The 17,167-nt window shown below is 64.4% G+C and carries 15 protein-coding genes and 1 pseudogene; 8 read left to right on the forward strand and 8 right to left on the reverse strand.

The annotated features are described in order from the left end of the window. Nucleotides 1–236: 236 nt before the first annotated feature. A pseudogene (locus ACVJ5M_RS19625) lies at nucleotides 237–2,700 on the forward strand (putative bifunctional diguanylate cyclase/phosphodiesterase). On the opposite strand, the gene ACVJ5M_RS19630 reads toward ACVJ5M_RS19625, so the two are convergent. The 3 genes from ACVJ5M_RS19630 to thrS form a co-directional block, all read right to left on the reverse strand. Beyond that, the gene (locus ACVJ5M_RS19630; RefSeq protein ID WP_354098564.1) at nucleotides 2,686–3,945 is read right to left on the reverse strand and encodes a serine hydrolase domain-containing protein; all 1,260 of its coding nucleotides are present in this window, start codon (nucleotides 3,943–3,945) and stop codon (nucleotides 2,686–2,688) included. The pseudogene ACVJ5M_RS19625 and the gene ACVJ5M_RS19630 overlap by 15 nt on opposite strands. A 63-nt stretch (nucleotides 3,946–4,008) precedes the next feature. Beyond that, nucleotides 4,009–4,572 (reverse strand): nitroreductase family protein, encoded by a 564-nt coding sequence (locus ACVJ5M_RS19635; RefSeq protein WP_231142212.1) that lies wholly within the window; start codon nucleotides 4,570–4,572, stop codon nucleotides 4,009–4,011. 93 nt (nucleotides 4,573–4,665) lie between these two features. Then, nucleotides 4,666–6,708, reverse strand: a complete 2,043-nt coding sequence (thrS, locus tag ACVJ5M_RS19640) for a threonine--tRNA ligase (RefSeq protein ID WP_354098563.1) — start codon at nucleotides 6,706–6,708, stop codon at nucleotides 4,666–4,668. A 185-nt stretch (nucleotides 6,709–6,893) separates the two neighbouring features. Between thrS and ACVJ5M_RS19645 the strand changes: the two genes are divergently transcribed. Together ACVJ5M_RS19645 and ACVJ5M_RS19650 are read left to right on the forward strand one after the other, a co-directional pair. Further along, nucleotides 6,894–8,069: an MFS transporter gene (locus tag ACVJ5M_RS19645; RefSeq protein ID WP_354098562.1), complete on the forward strand. Its 1,176-nt coding sequence runs from the start codon at nucleotides 6,894–6,896 to the stop codon at nucleotides 8,067–8,069. Between the two features lie 91 nt (nucleotides 8,070–8,160). After that, on the forward strand, nucleotides 8,161–8,538 hold the full coding sequence (locus tag ACVJ5M_RS19650; RefSeq protein ID WP_028150242.1) for a hypothetical protein: 378 nt from the start codon (nucleotides 8,161–8,163) through the stop codon (nucleotides 8,536–8,538). Between the two features lie 54 nt (nucleotides 8,539–8,592). Here the strand turns inward: ACVJ5M_RS19650 and ACVJ5M_RS19655 are convergent, their stop codons facing one another. Then, nucleotides 8,593–8,919 (reverse strand): GrlR family regulatory protein, encoded by a 327-nt coding sequence (locus tag ACVJ5M_RS19655; RefSeq protein WP_063982511.1) that lies wholly within the window; start codon nucleotides 8,917–8,919, stop codon nucleotides 8,593–8,595. Between the two features lie 168 nt (nucleotides 8,920–9,087). After that, nucleotides 9,088–10,413, reverse strand: a complete 1,326-nt coding sequence (locus ACVJ5M_RS19660; protein ID WP_354100401.1) for an alpha/beta hydrolase — start codon at nucleotides 10,411–10,413, stop codon at nucleotides 9,088–9,090. 329 nt (nucleotides 10,414–10,742) lie between these two features. Here ACVJ5M_RS19660 and ACVJ5M_RS19665 point away from each other — a divergent pair, with 329 nt between their 5' ends. After that, entirely contained in the window at nucleotides 10,743–12,107 is a 1,365-nt protein-coding gene (locus ACVJ5M_RS19665) for an APC family permease (protein WP_354098560.1), read from the forward strand. A 14-nt stretch (nucleotides 12,108–12,121) separates the two neighbouring features. Further along, nucleotides 12,122–13,324: a hypothetical protein gene (locus ACVJ5M_RS19670; RefSeq protein ID WP_456679375.1), complete on the forward strand. Its 1,203-nt coding sequence runs from the start codon at nucleotides 12,122–12,124 to the stop codon at nucleotides 13,322–13,324. A gap of 128 nt (nucleotides 13,325–13,452) precedes the next feature. On the opposite strand, the gene ACVJ5M_RS19675 is transcribed toward ACVJ5M_RS19670, so the two are convergent. Together ACVJ5M_RS19675 and yidD are read right to left on the reverse strand one after the other, a co-directional pair. Further along, entirely contained in the window at nucleotides 13,453–13,659 is a 207-nt protein-coding gene (locus ACVJ5M_RS19675; RefSeq protein WP_063986275.1) for a hypothetical protein, read from the reverse strand. 101 nt (nucleotides 13,660–13,760) lie between these two features. Continuing rightward, a complete protein-coding gene (yidD, locus tag ACVJ5M_RS19680; RefSeq protein ID WP_063982515.1) occupies nucleotides 13,761–14,099 on the reverse strand; it encodes a membrane protein insertion efficiency factor YidD in 339 nt (112 codons plus the stop codon). A gap of 248 nt (nucleotides 14,100–14,347) precedes the next feature. Here yidD and ACVJ5M_RS19685 point away from each other — a divergent pair, with 248 nt between their 5' ends. Further along, nucleotides 14,348–15,244, forward strand: coding sequence for a COG3904 family protein (locus ACVJ5M_RS19685; RefSeq protein ID WP_063982516.1), 897 nt, complete (start codon nucleotides 14,348–14,350; stop codon nucleotides 15,242–15,244). Nucleotides 15,245–15,295: 51 nt separating this feature from the next. Here ACVJ5M_RS19685 and ACVJ5M_RS19690 read toward each other — a convergent pair whose 3' ends face one another. Further along, nucleotides 15,296–15,751, reverse strand: a complete 456-nt coding sequence (locus tag ACVJ5M_RS19690; RefSeq protein ID WP_014494348.1) for an iron-sulfur cluster assembly scaffold protein — start codon at nucleotides 15,749–15,751, stop codon at nucleotides 15,296–15,298. Between the two features lie 242 nt (nucleotides 15,752–15,993). On the opposite strand from ACVJ5M_RS19690, the gene folE reads away from it, so the two are divergent. Both folE and hisI read left to right on the forward strand, forming a co-directional pair. After that, nucleotides 15,994–16,686: a GTP cyclohydrolase I FolE gene (folE, locus tag ACVJ5M_RS19695; protein ID WP_063982517.1), complete on the forward strand. Its 693-nt coding sequence runs from the start codon at nucleotides 15,994–15,996 to the stop codon at nucleotides 16,684–16,686. 46 nt (nucleotides 16,687–16,732) lie between these two features. Next, nucleotides 16,733–17,155, forward strand: coding sequence for a phosphoribosyl-AMP cyclohydrolase (hisI, locus tag ACVJ5M_RS19700; protein WP_028150232.1), 423 nt, complete (start codon nucleotides 16,733–16,735; stop codon nucleotides 17,153–17,155). The last annotated feature ends 12 nt before the right edge of the window (nucleotides 17,156–17,167 follow it).

Below are 17,167 nucleotides of genomic sequence, written 5' to 3' on the forward strand. Positions count from 1 at the left end.
GTCTGGATTGCTTCGCTGCGCTCGCAATGACGAGGATGAAGCAGCTGTGCAGCATAACTTCACTCTCACGCGCACGCATCGCATTTTAGGCAACTGTCATAGTCTCTAACGCGCACTAACCAACACCTGACTTAAAACTGTCATAATCGCCGAATGGAACCCGCGGCTGCGTCCTTTTTACACGGCATTAAGCGCGGCTGCATTGGATGCGCGGGGAAAGTGCGTTGGGGACTGCAATGACTGCCGCGAAGAAGATGCCGGGAAAACCGGCCGCCGAAATGTTTGACGACATCCCGGTGCTTCAACGCAAATGGCGTGCCGCGTTGAAGCCGGGCGAACGGCTGCCGCGCTATGAGGACGTGATGCTTGGGAGCCTCGGACGGCTCGCCGACCACATCGCGCTGCTGAAGAACGATGGCGCGCTCGAATTGTCGCGCAGCGGGCGTTACGTGCAGAAATGGCTCGGCGAGGAGCGCTGGGATATCCCGGTCGCCGAGCTCTCGCCCGATTGCGCCACGGCGCTGTCGGAAGCTGTGGCGAGCGCGCTCGAGAACGGACGTCCGCACCAGGCCAGCGCGCATTGCGTGCGCGACGGCATGGTCCGGACCTACGATGTGCTGGCGCTGCCGACCGCCTCCCGCTGGGGCGCCACGCTGGTTGGCGCCTACATCAACGAGCGCGGCGCGCAATACAATCTCTTGGACGCGATCTTCTCGTCGACCGATGACGCCGTGGTTTCGCTGGCGACGCTGCGCGATGCCGCAGGCAAGCCGTTCGATCTCCAGATCGTGCATCACAACAAGAGCGCCGGTGCGCTGCTGAAGGTCGCGAGCGCGGGCCTGTTGTGGCGGCGGATCGGCGAGGGGAACACGCTATTGGCCGCGCCCGAAATCATGGACTTCCTGCTCAAGGTCGTCTCCGGCGGCCGCGGCGAGCAGCTCGAGATCGAAGACGACGGACCGTTACCTTCGGCTCAGTGCCACCGCCTTCGCCGATCTGGTCTCGCTGACGATCTCCGACGTCACCGCGTTGAAGCGGCGCGACGCATCGTTTCGCCTGCTGTTCGACAACAACCCGATGCCGATGTGGGTGTTCGAGGCACAGACCAAGGAATTCCTCAGCGTCAACGATGCCGCGGTCCAGCATTACGGCTACAGCCGCGCCACCTTCCTGCGGATGAAGCTGCACGAGATCTGGCCCGAGGACGAGTGGGACAGCCACGCCGAGGCGCTCGAACGCATCGGCGACACCTATCATTCCTCGCGCAACTGGCGCCATTTGTGTGCCGACGGCAGCGAGATCGAGGTGCTCACTTTCGGCCGCCGCGTCGCCTTCGACGATCGCGACGGCTATCTGGTCGCGGTGGTCGACATCACGGAGCGGCGCAAGGCCGAGGCGCGGATCGCCCACATGGCGCACCATGACGGGCTCACCGATCTGCCGAACCGCGAACATTTCCAGCAGTGCTTGAAGCAGGCGCTCGACCAGGCCGGCGGAAAACGGGTCGGCGTGCTCTATATCGATCTCGACCTGTTCAAGAACATCAATGATTCCTTCGGGCATCCGGTGGGGGATCGCCTGCTGAAGCAAGTTGCCGAACGCCTCACCACCGCGGTCCGCGGCGGCAATCTCGCGGCCCGGCTTGGCGGCGACGAGTTCGCCGTGGTTCTGGCAGCCGACGTCTCGCCGAACGAAGCCAGCGCCTGCGCGACCTTGCTGATCGACATGCTGAAGGCGCCCTACGATCTCGACGGCCAGGAGATGGTGATCGGCGCCAGCATCGGCATCGCGCTGTCGCCCGGCGACGGCACGACGTCGGAGGAGCTGATGCGCAATGCCGACATGGCGCTGTACCGGGCGAAGTCCGACGGCGGCGGCGTGCACCATTTCTTCGAGCGCGAGATGGACCTCCAGGCGCAGAAGCGCCGCGACATGGAGCTCGATCTGCGCCGCGCTTTCGCCAATGGCGAGTTCGAGCTGCACTACCAGCCGCTGGTGTCGATCGCGTCCGACCGCATCTCCGGCTTTGAATCGCTCTTGCGCTGGCGTCATCCCGACAAGGGCATGATCTCGCCGGCGGAATTCATTCCGGTCGCCGAGGACATCGGCCTCATTACCCAGCTCGGCGAGTGGGTGCTGCGCGAAGCCTGCGCAGAAGCGGTGAAATGGCCTGTCGATGTCAAGGTTGCGGTCAATCTGTCGCCGGCGCAATTCCGCAGCCGCAACCTCGTCCAGGTCGTGATCTCCGCGCTTGCGCAGTCCGGCCTGTCGCCGAAGCGGCTCGAGCTCGAGATCACCGAGTCGATCTTCCTGGCGGAGACCGATGCCAATCTTGCGATCCTGCATCAATTGCGGGAGCTCGGCGTCAGCATCTCCATGGATGATTTCGGCACCGGCTATTCCAGCCTCAGCTATCTCCGTAGCTTCCCGTTCGACAAGATCAAGATCGACCGTTCGTTTGTGAAGGATCTGGCGCAGCGGCCCGATTGCGTCGCGATCGTGCGCGCCATTTCGGGGCTTGGCCGCAGCCTCAACATCACCACGACGGCTGAAGGCGTCGAGACCGAGGATCAGCTCGACTGGCTGCGCGCCGAAGGCTGCAACGAGGTGCAAGGGTTTCTGTTCAGCGCGGCGCGGCCCGCCGCCGAGATCGCAAAGCTGCTGGCCGATTTCGGCCAGCGCGCCTCACGGGCGGCGTAACCCTTCGGGATAGCAGCCGTAGACCAGTTCCTTGAAGGCGGGCGTGATGCGACTGCGCTCGTTCTGGGTCTGCTGCATCAGGAGATAGACCATGTCGAGCTTGGGATCGACGCCGAAATAGGTGCCGCTGCCTGAGTCCCATTTCAATTCGCCGATCGATCCGGCCGGCGGCGGCTTCGCGTTACCGGGATCGGTGCGCACACCGATGCCGTAGCCATAGCCAAAGCCGTCGCCCGGGAAATAGAAATAGTCGCGTCCCACGCCGGAGCCGGGCCCGACGTGATCGGTCGTCATGGCCTTGAACACGGCGGGGCTGAGGTAACGCTTGCCCTTGAACTCGCCGCCATTGAGCAGCATCTGCGAGAAGCGCTGATAGTCGGTGATGGTCGAGAGCAGCCCGCCGCCACCGGACTCCCATTCGGGATGGTCGAGGCGGTCGCGCTCGCCGGCGAGCAGGACCGGGTCGCTCGGCAGCGGCCGCGCCATCCGGGCGCGCTCCTCCGGCGTTTTCAGCACGAATTTGGTGCTGTTCATTCCGAGCGGATCGAGAATGCGCTGCTTGAGGAATTCATACAGCGTCTGGCCCGAGATGATCTCGATGACGGCGCCGAGCACGTCGGTGGAATGGCCGTAGCGCCACAGCGTTCCGGGCTGGCGCGTGAGCGGCAGCTTGGCGATGCGGTCGGCGAATTGCCTGTTGTTGAAGGGCCCCTCGAAAATATTGGCGGCCTGGTAAACCTGCATCACCCATGGGGCGCCGATATAGTCGTAGCTGATGCCCGAGGTTTGCCGCAGCAGATCCTCGATGTTGACAGGGCGGATCGGCGGCTCGAGTTCGACCTTCGAGGTGCCCTCCGGCTCCGCGCCCACCTTGGTGTCGGCGAAGAGCGGGACGTATTTCGACAGGGGGTCGGTGAGCGCGAGCCTGCCTTCGTCGATCAGCATCATCGCGCCGAGACACGTGATCGGCTTGGTCATCGAGTGGATGGCGAAGATCGTATCCGGCGTCATGGCGAGGCCGGTCCTGGTGTCGCGCACGCCGAAGTTCTTCAGATACACCGGCTTGCCGTGCTGCTGGACCAGGATCACGGCGCCCGGCAGCCGGCCGCTTCCCAACTCGTTGTCAAAATACGCGGTGATGCGCTCAAGTCCGTCGGCCGACGGGGCAGGGATGTCGGCGGCGCGGCTGCGCCCCATCGTGCCGGCCAGCAGCGCGGCCCCGACCAGAAATTCACGACGCTTCATCCGGGCTTCCTCCCTCGCCGGGATCAAAGCCGCAAGACGCTGGAGGCGTCAACAATACATCGATTAAAAACGCGTCACGATTTCCGAAAGGAACGGCCGCGGACGGTCTTCGCTGGGCTTGGTCGGCGTGCCGATATGGACGAGGCCGGCGAGCTTTTCGTCCGGCTTGAGGCCGAGGCCGTCCAGCACGTCGCGGTCGAAGGCGAACCAGCCGGTCAGCCAGCAGGCGCCGTAGCCGAGCGCGGTCGCGGCCGTGACAATGTTCATGACGCTGGCGCCGGCCGACAATTCCTGCTCGAACGCCGGCACCTTCGGATGCGGCTTGGTGAAGCTGACGATACCGATCACCAGCGGCGCGTCGGTGAGGCGTTTGCGCTCGGTCTCGATGTTCGCCGCCGGTGCGTCCGGATTCTTGCGGGCAAAGACCTTCGCGATGACCTCGCCGGCCCGCTCGCGGGCGTCACCCTCGAAAATGATGAAGCGCCAGGGCGCGAGCTTGCCGTGGTCGGGCACGCGCGCACCGATGGTGAGGATGGTTTCGAGCTCGGCGGGGGAGGGGCCGGGCCCGGTCATCTCGCGCGGCTTGACCGAGCGACGGGTTTTCAGGAGTTCGATGGCGTCGGGCACTGCGATGTCCTCTTCGGCTGGTCGTCGGGCGTGCCATGCCGAGATAAGCATGCACGCCCGCAACCGAAAGCGAGTTTAGATCGATTTCAGCGATCAGGCCGCGTCGCGCGCCCGCCGGACATCCGGTGGGGTGGCCTCGTCGACGAGGGCGGCGAGCGCCTCCACCGTCGTCATCACCTTCTGGCCGTCGCTTCCGAGCCGGCGGACCGAGACCGACTGCGTCTCGGCCTCCTTCTTCCCGCACACGAGCAGCGCCGGAACCTTGGCCAGCGAGTGCTCGCGGACCTTGTAGTTGATCTTCTCGTTGCGCAGGTCGATCTCGGCCCGAAGCCCCGCGCGCCGGACCTGTTCCAGCACCTGCTTGGCATACTCGTCGGCCTCCGAGGTGATGGTGGTGACCACCACCTGCACCGGCGACAGCCAGAGCGGGAAGTTGCCGGCATAGTGCTCGATCAGGATGCCGATGAAGCGCTCCATCGAGCCGCAGATCGCGCGGTGCACCATCACCGGCGCCTTCTTGCCGCTGTCATGGTCGATGTAGAACGCACCGAACCGCTCCGGCAGGTTGAAGTCGACCTGCGTGGTGCCGCACTGCCAGTCGCGGCCGATGGCGTCGCGCAGCACATATTCGAACTTCGGCCCGTAGAAGGCGCCTTCGCCCGGATTGATCTCGGTCTTGATGTGATTGTTCTGCGACTGGATCTCGCGCAGCACCGTCGCCATCACGCGCTCGGCGTGATCCCACATCGCATCGGTGCCGACGCGCTTCTCGGGCCGGGTCGAGAGCTTCACCGTGAGGTCGCCGGTGAAGCCGAAATCGGCGTAGGTCGACAGAATGAGATCGTTGATCTTGAGGCACTCGTCGGCGAGCTGGTCTTCCATGCAGAAGACGTGCGCGTCGTCCTGGGTGAAGCCGCGCACGCGCATCAGGCCATGCATGGCGCCGGAGGGCTCATAGCGATGCACCACGCCGAACTCGGCGAGGCGCAACGGCAGGTCGCGATAGCTCTTCAGGCCGTGCTTGAAGATCTGCACGTGGCCGGGGCAGTTCATCGGCTTCAGCGCAAACCAGCGCTTGTCCTCGGCCTCGTCGCCGGCCGACTGCGCCGCGAACATGTTCTCGCGATACCAGCCCCAATGGCCCGAGGTCTCCCACAAGGACTTGTCGAGGATCTGCGGTGCATTGACCTCGCTGTAGTCGCCGGCGAGGCGCCGGCGCATATAGGCGATCAGCTGCTGGAAGATGGTCCAGCCCTTGGCGTGCCAGAACACGACGCCCGGACCTTCTTCCTGGAAGTGGAAGAGGTCGAGCTCGCGCCCGAGCTTGCGATGGTCGCGCTTTTCGGCTTCCTCGATCTGCTTCAGATAAGCGTCGAGGTCCTCCTGCTTCGCGAACGCCGTGCCGTAGATGCGGGTCAGCATCGGGTTGTTGCTGTCGCCGCGCCAATAGGCGCCGGCCACCTTCATCAGCTTGAAGGCGTTGCCGACCTTGCCGGTCGAGGTCATGTGCGGGCCGCGGCAGAGATCGAACCAGTCGCCCTGGTAGTAGATCTTGATCGGCTCGGTGCCGGGAATGGCGTCGACCAGCTCGACCTTGAAGGCCTCGCCCTTGTCGCGGAACACCTGCTTGGTCTTCTCGCGATCCCAGACTTCCTTGGTGAAGGGTTTGTCGCGCGCGATGATCTCGCGCATCTTCTTCTCGATCGCGGCAAAGTCTTCCGGCGTGAACGGCTCGTTGCGGAAGAAGTCGTAGTAGAAGCCGTTCTCGATCACGGGACCGATGGTGACCTGGGTGCCCGGCCACAGCGTCTGCACGGCTTCGGCGAGCACGTGGGCGCAGTCGTGGCGGATCAGCTCGAGCGCGCGCGGATCGTCGCGGTTGATCAGCTCGATCTTGGCATCGGCTTCGATGGGATCGTCGAGGTCGGCGACTACGCCGTCGAGCGCCATCGCAACCGTGCGCTTGGCCAGCGACGGCGAAATGCCCTTGGCGATCTCGAGGCCGGTGATGCTCTTGGCGTATTCGCGCCGGGCGCCGTCGGGGAAGGTGAGGGTGATCTTTTCGGGCGGGGTCACGGGTCTCAGATTGCTGAGGCTGTATTGAAAGCCGGATTCGGATTTGGGCTGGTCGGTCATGCTTTTCTCCTGAGGCTCACTCCTGCGAACGAGCGCAGGTAAGCGGGAAAGAGCGATATATCAGGCGATTCGGCCTGTGCAATCCGGCATTTCCAAGAAAGTCGCGCGCAAAAGCTTGGGCGATGCTCCAACTATTTCGCAACGCGCCCTTTAACTGGTCGCAGGCCTGCTCTACATGCACTTGCATGGAAAATCCGCCCGCCGCCGGCCGTTTCACCGCAACCGCCCTGATGCTCGGCAATCTCGTCACCGGCTGCTCGGTGCTGGCACCGGCGGGGATGCTGCCGGAATTGGCAACGGGGCTCGACGTCAGCATTCACGCGGCCGGGCTGCTGATCACCTTCGGTGCGGTCACGCTATGCATCGGCTCGCCGCTGACGGCTTGGCTCACCAGCCGCATCGACCGCAGGACGCTGCTCGCGACGACACTGGCGGTGCTGGCCCTCGGCAATCTCGGCTCGGCATTTGCCCCTGACTACACAAGTCTCCTCATCATTCGCCTGCTGATGCTGGCGGTCGGCGCGCTCTACACGCCGCAGGCTGCGGGCACGGCGGCGCTGATCGTGCCGGTGAAGCGGCGGGGCAGCACCATCGCCTACATCTTTCTCGGCTGGTCGTTAGCTGCGGCCGTCGGTCTTCCGCTGATCACTTTCATTGCCAGCCGCTACGGCTGGCGCGCGGCCTATGGCGGGATCGGCGCGCTCGGTTGCATCAGCTTCCTGTTGTTGCTGCTGCGCCTGCCGGCGGGCCTGAAGGGCACGCCTGTTGACCTGAAGACCTGGAGCGCGGTCGGCCGCAGCAGGACGATCCTGCTGCTGCTTGCGATCACGATGCTGCAAATGTCCGGGCAGTTCGTGGTGTTCACCTTCATGGGTCCGCTGCTCAAGAAGCTGACCGAGGCGAGCCCGGATGCAATCGGCATGGTGTTCGGCATCTACGGTGTTTGCGGCTTCCTCGGCGTCGTCATCGCGACCCGCATCGTCGACACCTGGGGGCCCTATCGGGCGTCGTTGCTGTTCACCTGCCTGCTGCTTGCAGGCATCACCGGCTGGGCGCTCGGCGCGGGGAGCCTGGTGTTGATGGCGCTCGCGGTCGCGATCTGGGGCCTCGGCTTTGCCTCGACCAATTCGATGCAGCAAGTGCGGCTGGTCGCGGCTGCGCCGCCGCTCGCATCGGCGACCGTCGCGCTCAACACCTCCGTCCTCTATGTCGGCCAGGCTGTCGGCTCCGCCATCGGCGGGCTGCTGTTCGCCCGCGAACTGCTGCATCCGCTTGGTTTCGTCGCGGTCGGCTTCGTCGTCCTGGCGCTGATCCTCGTGGTTCTGACCCGACCCCGGCCGGCTGCTGCCACCACGGCCTGAAGGGTGCGTTTTCCTATGCGCAAGGTGCTTGGCAAACCACGCGCGGGAGCGCTAGAAGGCGAGGCATGGGGACCAAAGAGAGTTGACTGACATGAGGATGATTCTGGCGGTTGCCGCGGTGCTCTATTCAGCCTCCGCGTTTGCACAAACCGACAAGCCACCCATGGTGGGGGACAAGCCGCTGGTGCAGGTCACGCCCAAGGGCACCAAGGAAGCCGCGGCCAAGCCGGCCGCAGCGCCGAAGGGCAAGCCGCAGTCGATCGCGGCACGGCTCCAGGCCTGCCTCGACCTCGATGACGGCACCAAGGACCGCCTCAACTGCTACGACGCCGTGATCGCGCCGCAGCCGAAGCCGAAACCGGCGAAGGCCAAGGGTTACGCCGATTGCCGCTTCTTCAAGGAAGAGGACGAGCGGCTGGCCTGCTTCAACGGCTTTGCCGAGAGCATTCCGAAGCTGCCCAAGACCTGAAGATCAAGACCTGATCATCAAGACCTGAAGATCGAGAGCCTGGAAGCCGGACGGCTAGTCGCTGATCCGGCTCAGCACGGCTCTGAAGGCAACGCCCGGCACTTGCAGCGCGGTGCCTTCGAATTCCGCCGTGTCGCCGTCCTCACGGCCGGCCAGCGTCAGCGTGATCCTGTCGTGCCCGAACAGCGGCTTGAAGGACGGGTCGTCGTTGTAGCGCTGGGTCGAAATCTTGACCTTGATGCTGTCGCCTTCCCCGACGTAGGTCCCGATGAAAGCGAAGGCGGAATTGCCGCCGCGCATCTTGCCATCCGTCACATAGACGACGCCGCAGCCGGTTCCATGAACCGTGTGGAAGTCGACCTTGTACAGTCCCTGACGCACCGTCTGTCCCCGCAGAATTCAAGCTAAAACTTGGCCGGCAAATTATGATCGTTGCCAGCGGAAGCAATCCGGTGGCTCCCGGGGATGTCGGCCATCAACATCACATTTTGATCAAAGCCTGCGGCAATTGCGGGCAGCGCGGCCAAATGCCGGCGCGCGCAATATCGGCTAGCGGCTCGATGCGGCCGGATTGGTGGACGCAACGCGCGTCAGCGCCAACGACGGCGTCGCCGACATCTTCACCAGCACGTCCTTGAGCGGGTCCCGGGTCCAGGCGCGCGTCACATAATCACGATGCGTGATGCCGTCGCCGGTTTCGACGAACACCACGCTGCCGGGACGGAGTGGCCCGTCCATGTCCTCGGAGACGCTAATGCCCTTTTGCCGCAACATGCTCATCAGCTCGCGGTCGCGCCGCGCGGTGTAGCGGGTGTAGGAGCTGACGAAGAAGCCGGAGCGGTGGCTCTCGATCCAGGAGGCGAACTTGTCCATTTCGCCGTAGACGGCATCGAGCAGGACGACGCCGCGGACGCGGTCGCTGATGCCGCCGACCTCGAGGCTCCAGGCCGTCGGCAGGAAGCCGCCGCTATAGCCGACGATCACGATCGGCATGTTGGCGAAGGCGCGGGCGTTGTTGGGATCGCCGGTGAGCCGGGCCAGATGGGCCGCCGACTCTTCCATGAAGCGCTTGAGGCCGCCCGCCTGCCAGAACTTGCCGGCGCTGGAATCGGCGGCATCGACCGCCATCTGCGGCGCCAGCAGGATGGCGTTGGCGCCGGAATCGGTGACCTGCTGCGGTACGAGTTGGCGGTCGCGCACGTCGCGCTCCAGCGTTGCGCCGTTGCCGTGGAAGAACACCACGATCACGCCGGGCTTGCGCACGTCGAAATGCTCGGGCACGTGCATCAGCACGCGGCTGTCGCTGTAGGTCTCGTCCTGCCAGTAGACGCGCCCGGAATAGCTGCGGTGGCCGCGGCGATCGCCCTTGGAGATGTTGAGGAACGGCGCGTCGGAGGCGGGGTTGTTGCCGAAATAGGGGAAGGCCGACGATTTCATGCTGACGAGTGTCGTCAGGTCTTCACGTGCCGGACGCTGGTAGGGGATTTGCGGTGCGAGTGAGGCGACCTTGTACGCCGCCTGCTCCGGCTGAGGCTGCTGCTGGACGGCGCGTTTGGGCGAGAAGTCCGACATCTGCCGTTGCAGAAGACTCTCGCTCGCCGACGGGAAGCGCTCCTTGAATTGCGGGGCGGGGAAGCGATCCTCGAACGTGTCGCTGCTTGCGACCTGAGGATTGGTCTTCGCGACGATTTGGACGTTGGCCTGCGAGTTCGCCGCGAGCGCCGCCGGGTTGGGGGCCCTGCCGCATTGAACCAGCGTGAGCGACAGCGGCACCAAGGCTGAGACCAGCGCGATCCGGCGCGCACCACTGCGCGCGCCGGACAGCGTCCGATCAGCACGAATGTCAGCTCTCAATTTCGGAGCGGCCCCGACCATCCACCCATGACCCCAAGTCATGTCCACAAGCCCAGCGGCAATATTCAAGCTAATTGAGCCGACTGGCGTTTAGGCGACGTTAAGTGTCCGGATAAACTTCCCCAAATCCGGAATGCTCAAAGGGACCATGCAATCGTGTCCTGATTGTGGGGGTGCGAAACGGGATTCTCCGGTGTTTGCGGGGCTTTATTGCCCAGGATCGCGCACAAAAGGTGCCGCGATACCGATTCCACGCGCCACATTTAACCCTTGTTAACCCTGCTTGAATTGACTGGACCAGACTGCACGATGCTCCCAACGACACGTGACGCCTGAGGTTGAGGACCCCGATGACGGCATCAGATGCGGGACCCGCACCTTGGACCGGCCGGCTGACGGGCGGGCCGGGGGTCTCCGTTCTGGTCGCAACCGCCATCGTCGTTGCCGACATGATCGGGGTCGGCGTCTTCACCAGCCTCGGCTTCCAGGTCAAGGACATCCCGTCCGGCTTCTCGATCCTGTTGCTCTGGACCGTCGGCGGCATCGTCGCGCTGTGCGGGGTGTTCTCCTACAGCGAGCTCGGCGCCATGTTTCCGCGCTCGAGCGGCGAGTACAATTTCCTCGGCCGCGCCTATCATCCCGCCTTCGGCTTTCTCGCCGGCTGGGTCTCGGCGACAGTTGGCTTCGCAGCGCCTGTCGCGCTTGCGGCGATGGCGTTCGGCGAATACGCGAAATCGGTCGTTCCCGATCTGCCGCCGATCCCGCTTGCCATCGGCGTGGTGTGGCTGGTCTCGATCGTGCAATTGACCGGCGTCAGGCACTCATCGACCTTCCAGCTGATCTCGACCATCCTCAAGGTCGTGCTGATCGTCGCCTTCCTGCTCGCGGGCTTCGTCATCGGCACGCCGCAGCCGATTGCCTTCACGCCGCAGCCGGGTGATCTCGCGCATATCGTTAGCGCGCCCTTCGCGATCGGGCTCGTCTTCGTGATGTACTCGTTCTCCGGGTGGAATGCTGCGACCTACATCATCGGCGAGATGAACATGCCGCAACGCGATCTGCCGCGCGCGCTGCTCGCGGGCACGATGATCGTGCTCGTCCTGTACGTCGCGCTGAATGCGGTGTTTCTCTACTCGACGCCGGTCAGTGCGCTGGCCGGCCAGCTCGATGTTGCCAGCGTCGCCGGCAGCGCGATCTTCGGCAGCCTCGGCGGCCGGATCGTCGGTGCGATGATCTGCGTCGGCCTGATCTCCTCGATCAGCGCGATGATGTGGATCGGCCCGCGCGTGATGATGACGATGGGCGAGGACATTCCGGCCCTGCGCGTGTTCTCGAAGCGATCGGGGGGCGGCGCGCCGGCCTATGCCATCCTGTTTCAGCTTGCCGTCGCTAATCTGCTGCTGTTCACGCGCAGCTTCGAGGCGGTGCTCGACTTCATCCAGTTCGCGCTGCTGTTCTGCTCGTTCTTCACGGTCGCCGGCGTCGTCAAGCTGCGCATCACCGATCCCGACCTGCCGCGGCCCTATCGCGCCTGGGGATACCCGTTCACGCCGCTCGTTTTCCTGCTCGTGACCGCGTTCATGATGTACTACCTGTTGACCGAGCGGCCGGTGCAGTCGCTGGCGGGGATGCTGCTCATGCTCTCGGGCCTGTTGATCTATGCTGTTTTCCGCAGGCGGCCGGTCGCCGCTGGTACGTCATCACACCGCGAATAGACATGTTTCGACCCATGAGAATTGCGGCCGTCGCTCTTGCCCTGCTGGCCGCGGCCGTCTCGTCTGCACGTGCCGCCGACGTCACCTTCGATGATACCGCGCGCTTTCTCGCGGGCATGCAGCCTTCGCCGGACTCGCCGCTGGTGCCGCTCACCAAAAACCCGGGCTGGCAGCGCCACGCAAAATTCTTCGACGGCGCCTTCGCCCAGCTCGAGCAGCGGCAGCTCTCGAAGATCCGCAATTGGGCCGACGTCAATCTGGCCGCGCCCCGGCCGACCATGTTCTACTTGTTCAGCGGCCCCGACTTCCTCTACGCCGATGCGTTCTACTCCAAGGCCAGCACCTATGTGCTCGGCGCGCTGGAGCCGGTCGGCGCGGTGCCTGACCTGACGCGGCTGCCGCGCGGCTCGGTCGGTGCCGCGCTCTACAATGTCGAGCGTTCGCTCGGCTCGATCCTGAGCTTCTCCTTCTTCATCACCAAGCACATGAAGGTCGACCTGCACGCCAACCAGGTCAACGGCACGTTGCCGATCCTCTATGTCTTCCTCGCGCGCTCCGGCAAGACCATCCGCAATGTCGAGATGATCGCGCTCGACGACAAAGGCGGGGTGCATACGGGAGGCGACAATCCGGGACGGAACGCGACGCGCGGTGTCCGCATCACCTTTGCCGGAAGCGACGGCGAGGCGCGCACGCTGTACTATTTCTCGACCGATCTCTCCAATGCCAGCGCGCGCAACACGGGATTTCTGAAATTCTGCGAGACGCTCGGGCCCGGCAACAGCCTGCTCAAGAGCGCGTCCTATCTCCTGCACAAGGGCGACTTCTCCGTCGCTCGCAACTGGCTGCTGGCCAACAGCGCGACCATCATCCAGGACGATTCCGGCATTCCGCTTGCGAACTACAATGCGCAACAGTGGCGGTTCTTCCCGTTCGGCCGCTATCTCGGACCGATCGACGAATTCCCCGGCCGCCACCAGGAGCGCTACGCCGAACTGTTCACGCGCGCCCAGCCGATCGATTTCGGCGTCGGCTATCGCTGGCGGACGCATGAATCGAACTTGCTGCTGTCGGTGAGGGTGCCGGGAAGCGAGACCGCGCCGGCTGCGGAGACCACCTCGTCCGCCGAGCCGTCGCCAAAGCCGCCGCGTCCGAAGCGGCTGCGTCCGCCCGAGTCGATCCCGCCACCGCCCGGGCGCTTTTTCTGGTTTCGTTAGGTTGCCTGTTGAGGCGGGTGTCACGCGCTCCGGGCGATGACAACCAGCCGTACGAACGCGAACGCCATCTGATGATATGTCGCCAAACCCGATGCGGATCGGTTGGTGCTCGATCTCTAACGTCCAGCCTACCAGTGCACGCTCTGGCTCGGCACGATGAAGGCCGTGGTGCTCGGCGCCGTGGCAAGGCTCGTTGCCAGATACCAGCCGGAGCCGACCACGAGCGCCAGCAGCGCAATGATGGCAATCATGTCGAGGGTTCTGGGGTCGTGATGCCCTCTGGAACCAGGATGTGGACCAAGCCTGAAGTGAAGAGGGCTGATTTTCCAGCGCATTCTTGTTTCCTCCCGTAGGAGCATCACAACAACGCGAGGGGGAAGTTCCGGTTCCATTCAAGGCAGCGATGCGCGAAGCGCCGCGGCGTTCCTGGTGATATTCAGGATGCGTTGACGCCGCGCCACCTGCCATAGCGCCAGGGCAGATACCAGCGCGCGCCTTGCGGTGCGCTGAGGGGCACGTTGTCGATTCCCGATGTGCCGAAAGGATTGCAGCGAAGCAGTCGCGCGAGCGTCATCCAGCCGCCGGCCCACAGGCCGAACCGCTCGATCGCCTCGTCGCCATAGACGGAGCAGGTCGGCAGGTGCCGGCAATTGTAGCCGACCAGCGGCGAGAGCGTGTGGCGGTAGAGCCAGATCAATGCGCGGCCGAATCGGCGCGGGAGCCGGAGCGCGCCCTCGATGGGAGTGGAACAGTGCTCGCAGGTTGAATGCTTCATGGGCGCTGTGCTGCGATCGTGAGCGACGTATTGCGCGGTTCCGGCGCAGGGAACCGCAAGTTGTTGTTTCTGCGCCATATTTCCCGTGCTTTTTGGGAGCAGTGCAGCAAGTACCTGTGGACGATCTGTATTCCCCCGGATACCATTTTTATGACGACCGTGTGTAGAAACATACGCCCGTATGATGGACTCAGAGGGCGCTACCGAGGACTGTTGGGGAACCTTTGGGGCTTGGGGAAGGAACCAGATTGAGACTTCTGAACTCCCTCGATCGTCGCGGTTGGTTGTTGCTTGGGGCAGCCGCACTTGGCGCCGCACTCTTCGGAGCTGTGGCCACGACCGGCACAACGGCTCATGCCGGTGCCGCCCTCGAAGAGCGCAAGCTGCCGATGAAGTTCAACTGGGTCGCCTGCGACCCGAACTGCCGCGGCTGGGTCAGCGCGGTCGGCATCATCACCGCCGATACGCCGAGGGATTTCGAGGAGTTTTCGCGCGGACGCCAACTTGGCGGCGCGACCGTGGTGCTCGACTCCAGCGGCGGTTCCGTCAACGACGCGATCACGCTCGGCCGGCGCTTCCGCAATCTTGGACTTTCGACCACCGTCGGCATCAGCGTTCAGAACCGCAGCGGGCAGTCGGCCCGTCCGGCGGTTGCGCCCGAAGCCTATTGCGAATCCATGTGCGTGTTCCTGCTGCTGGCCGGCAAGAAGCGCTACGTGCCGGAAGCAGCTCACGTCCGGGTCCACCAGATCTGGATGGGCGATCGTGCCGACGATGCCAAGGCGGCGAGCTACAGCGCGCAGGACCTGATGATCGTGGAGCGCGACATCGGCCGGCTCGCCAAATACACGTTCGATATGGGCGGCGCCGGCGACTTGCTCTCGCTCGCGCTGAGCGTGCCGCCGTGGGAAGATCTGCACGAGCTGGATGCTGGCGAGCTGAAGCTCACCAATCTCGTCACCACCAACCTGGTGGCCGACGTGCTGCCACATGTGGACGTCGCTGCGCCCGCGGTGGCGGAACTTGCACCGAAGACCCAGGCGAGGTTCGGCGCGGAAGCGGAACCGCAGCCTGTCAAGTCGACCAAGACGGCGGAAGCCGTGGTGCCGACCGGTGCGGCGCAAAGCGCGGGCTCGCAGAAGTAGGATTTCCCTGATCGTCATGCCGGCGCGTGCGCCGGAATGACCTCGGCCAAATCAGCCCTGCGCCGCGGCCGGCTGCTTGGCTTTCGCCTCGATCTGGCCGATGGCATCGACCACGGCATCGAAGGTCAGGAGGGTCGAGGCGTGTCGCGCCTTGTAGTCGCGGACCGGCTCGAGGAATTTGATCTCTTCCCATTTGCCTTCAGGAGGCGCACCGTTCTCCTTGAGCATCTTGCGAACGGTTTCGCGTAACTCGCGGAGTTCGCTCGCGGTCGAGCCGACGACGCGACTTGCCATGATGGATGAAGAGGCTTGTCCGAGGGCACAGGCCTTCACGTCATGGGCGAAGTCGGTGACCTTGTCGCCCTCCATCTTGAGGTCGATCTTCACGGTCGAGCCGCACAATTTGGAGTGGGCGGTGGCGGTGGCGTCGGGGTCCGGCAGCCGTCCGAGGCGTGGAATATTCCCGGCCAGTTCGATGATCCGCTTGTTATAGATGTCGTTCAGCATGTGATGGAGTCCAACACTTCCGCACCGGATCGGCCTTGGCGGGCGCCGCCCACGGTCCTATATAGGGGCGGAACTGGCGGAAAAACAGTCCAGCGGTGCGGCGGCAGCGGTCCAGATCTGCGCTGCCAGCGTGATGACCCAAAGGACCTTTTTCGTCAAAACTGTTCTCTTCAGGCGTCCGGCGGCTTGCCGCCCCGTCTGCCGGTGACACTCCGGCCGCGAGGCCGTCGAACGGAGTAGACATGGACGCTACGATCAAATCCATCCGCCCGGGCAAGCCCTCCGACCGCCAGCCCGAGAGCCGCCCGGCTGAGCTTGACCCTGCCGAATTCCTCGCGGCCGCCGTCCGCGCCGACCAGCCGCGCCCCGCGCGCGCAGAGGCGGAAGCGGCGGTGAAGACGCTGCTCGCCTATATCGGCGAGAACACCGCGCGCGAAGGCTTGCTCGACACGCCGCGCCGTGTGGTCGAGGCCTTCGACGAGCTCTATCAGGGCTACCACCAGTGCCCGGCCGAGGTGCTCGACCGCACCTTCGGCGAGACGGCCGGCTATGACGACTTCGTGCTGGTGCGCGACATCGAGTTCACCTCGCAGTGCGAGCATCACATGATGCCGTTCTACGGCAAGGCGCACATCGCCTATACGCCGGTGGAACGCGTCGTCGGCCTGTCGAAGCTTGCGCGTCTGACCGACATCTTCGCCCGCAGGCTCCAGACCCAGGAGCACATGACGGCGCAGATCGCGGCGGCCATCGACGAGATCCTCAAGCCCCGCGGCGTTGCCGTGCTGATCGAGGCCGAGCATACCTGCATGTCGGTGCGAGGCGTTGCCAAGCATGGTGCCTCGACCTTCACCAGCCGCTTCACTGGCATGTTCCGCGACAATCCGGCGGAGCAAGCACGTTTCCTGTCCCTGGTGCGAGGCACGACGCGCTGACCTCGCGAAGGTCTATGTCCGCGTCATGCTCCAAGCGAGGACGCCCGTGTCCGCTCACTCCCATGAGATCGAGGAAGGCCTCGCCTTCCTGCCCAGGTTCGACGCTGCCGGCCTCGTGACCTGCGTGGCGACCGACGTTGCCACCGGTGATGTGCTCATGGTCGCGCACATGAACGACGAGGCGCTGCGCAAGACGATTGCGACCGGCGAGGCCTGGTACTTCAGCCGATCGCGCAATGCCTTGTGGCGAAAAGGTGAGACGTCGGGTCAGACCCAGCGCGTGGTCGAGATCCGCACCGATTGCGACCAGGACGCGGTCTGGATCCGTGTCGAGCAGATCGGCGCGGCCTGCCACACCGGCCGCCGGTCCTGCTTCTACCGCAAGGTCGAGGCCGAGGGCGGCGGCGCCAAGCTGGTCTTTGTCGATGCGGACAGGTTGTTCGATCCGGACGCCGTCTACAAGAAATAGCCCGTCGTCACG

This window comes from Bradyrhizobium sp. S3.7.6, assembly GCF_054061875.1.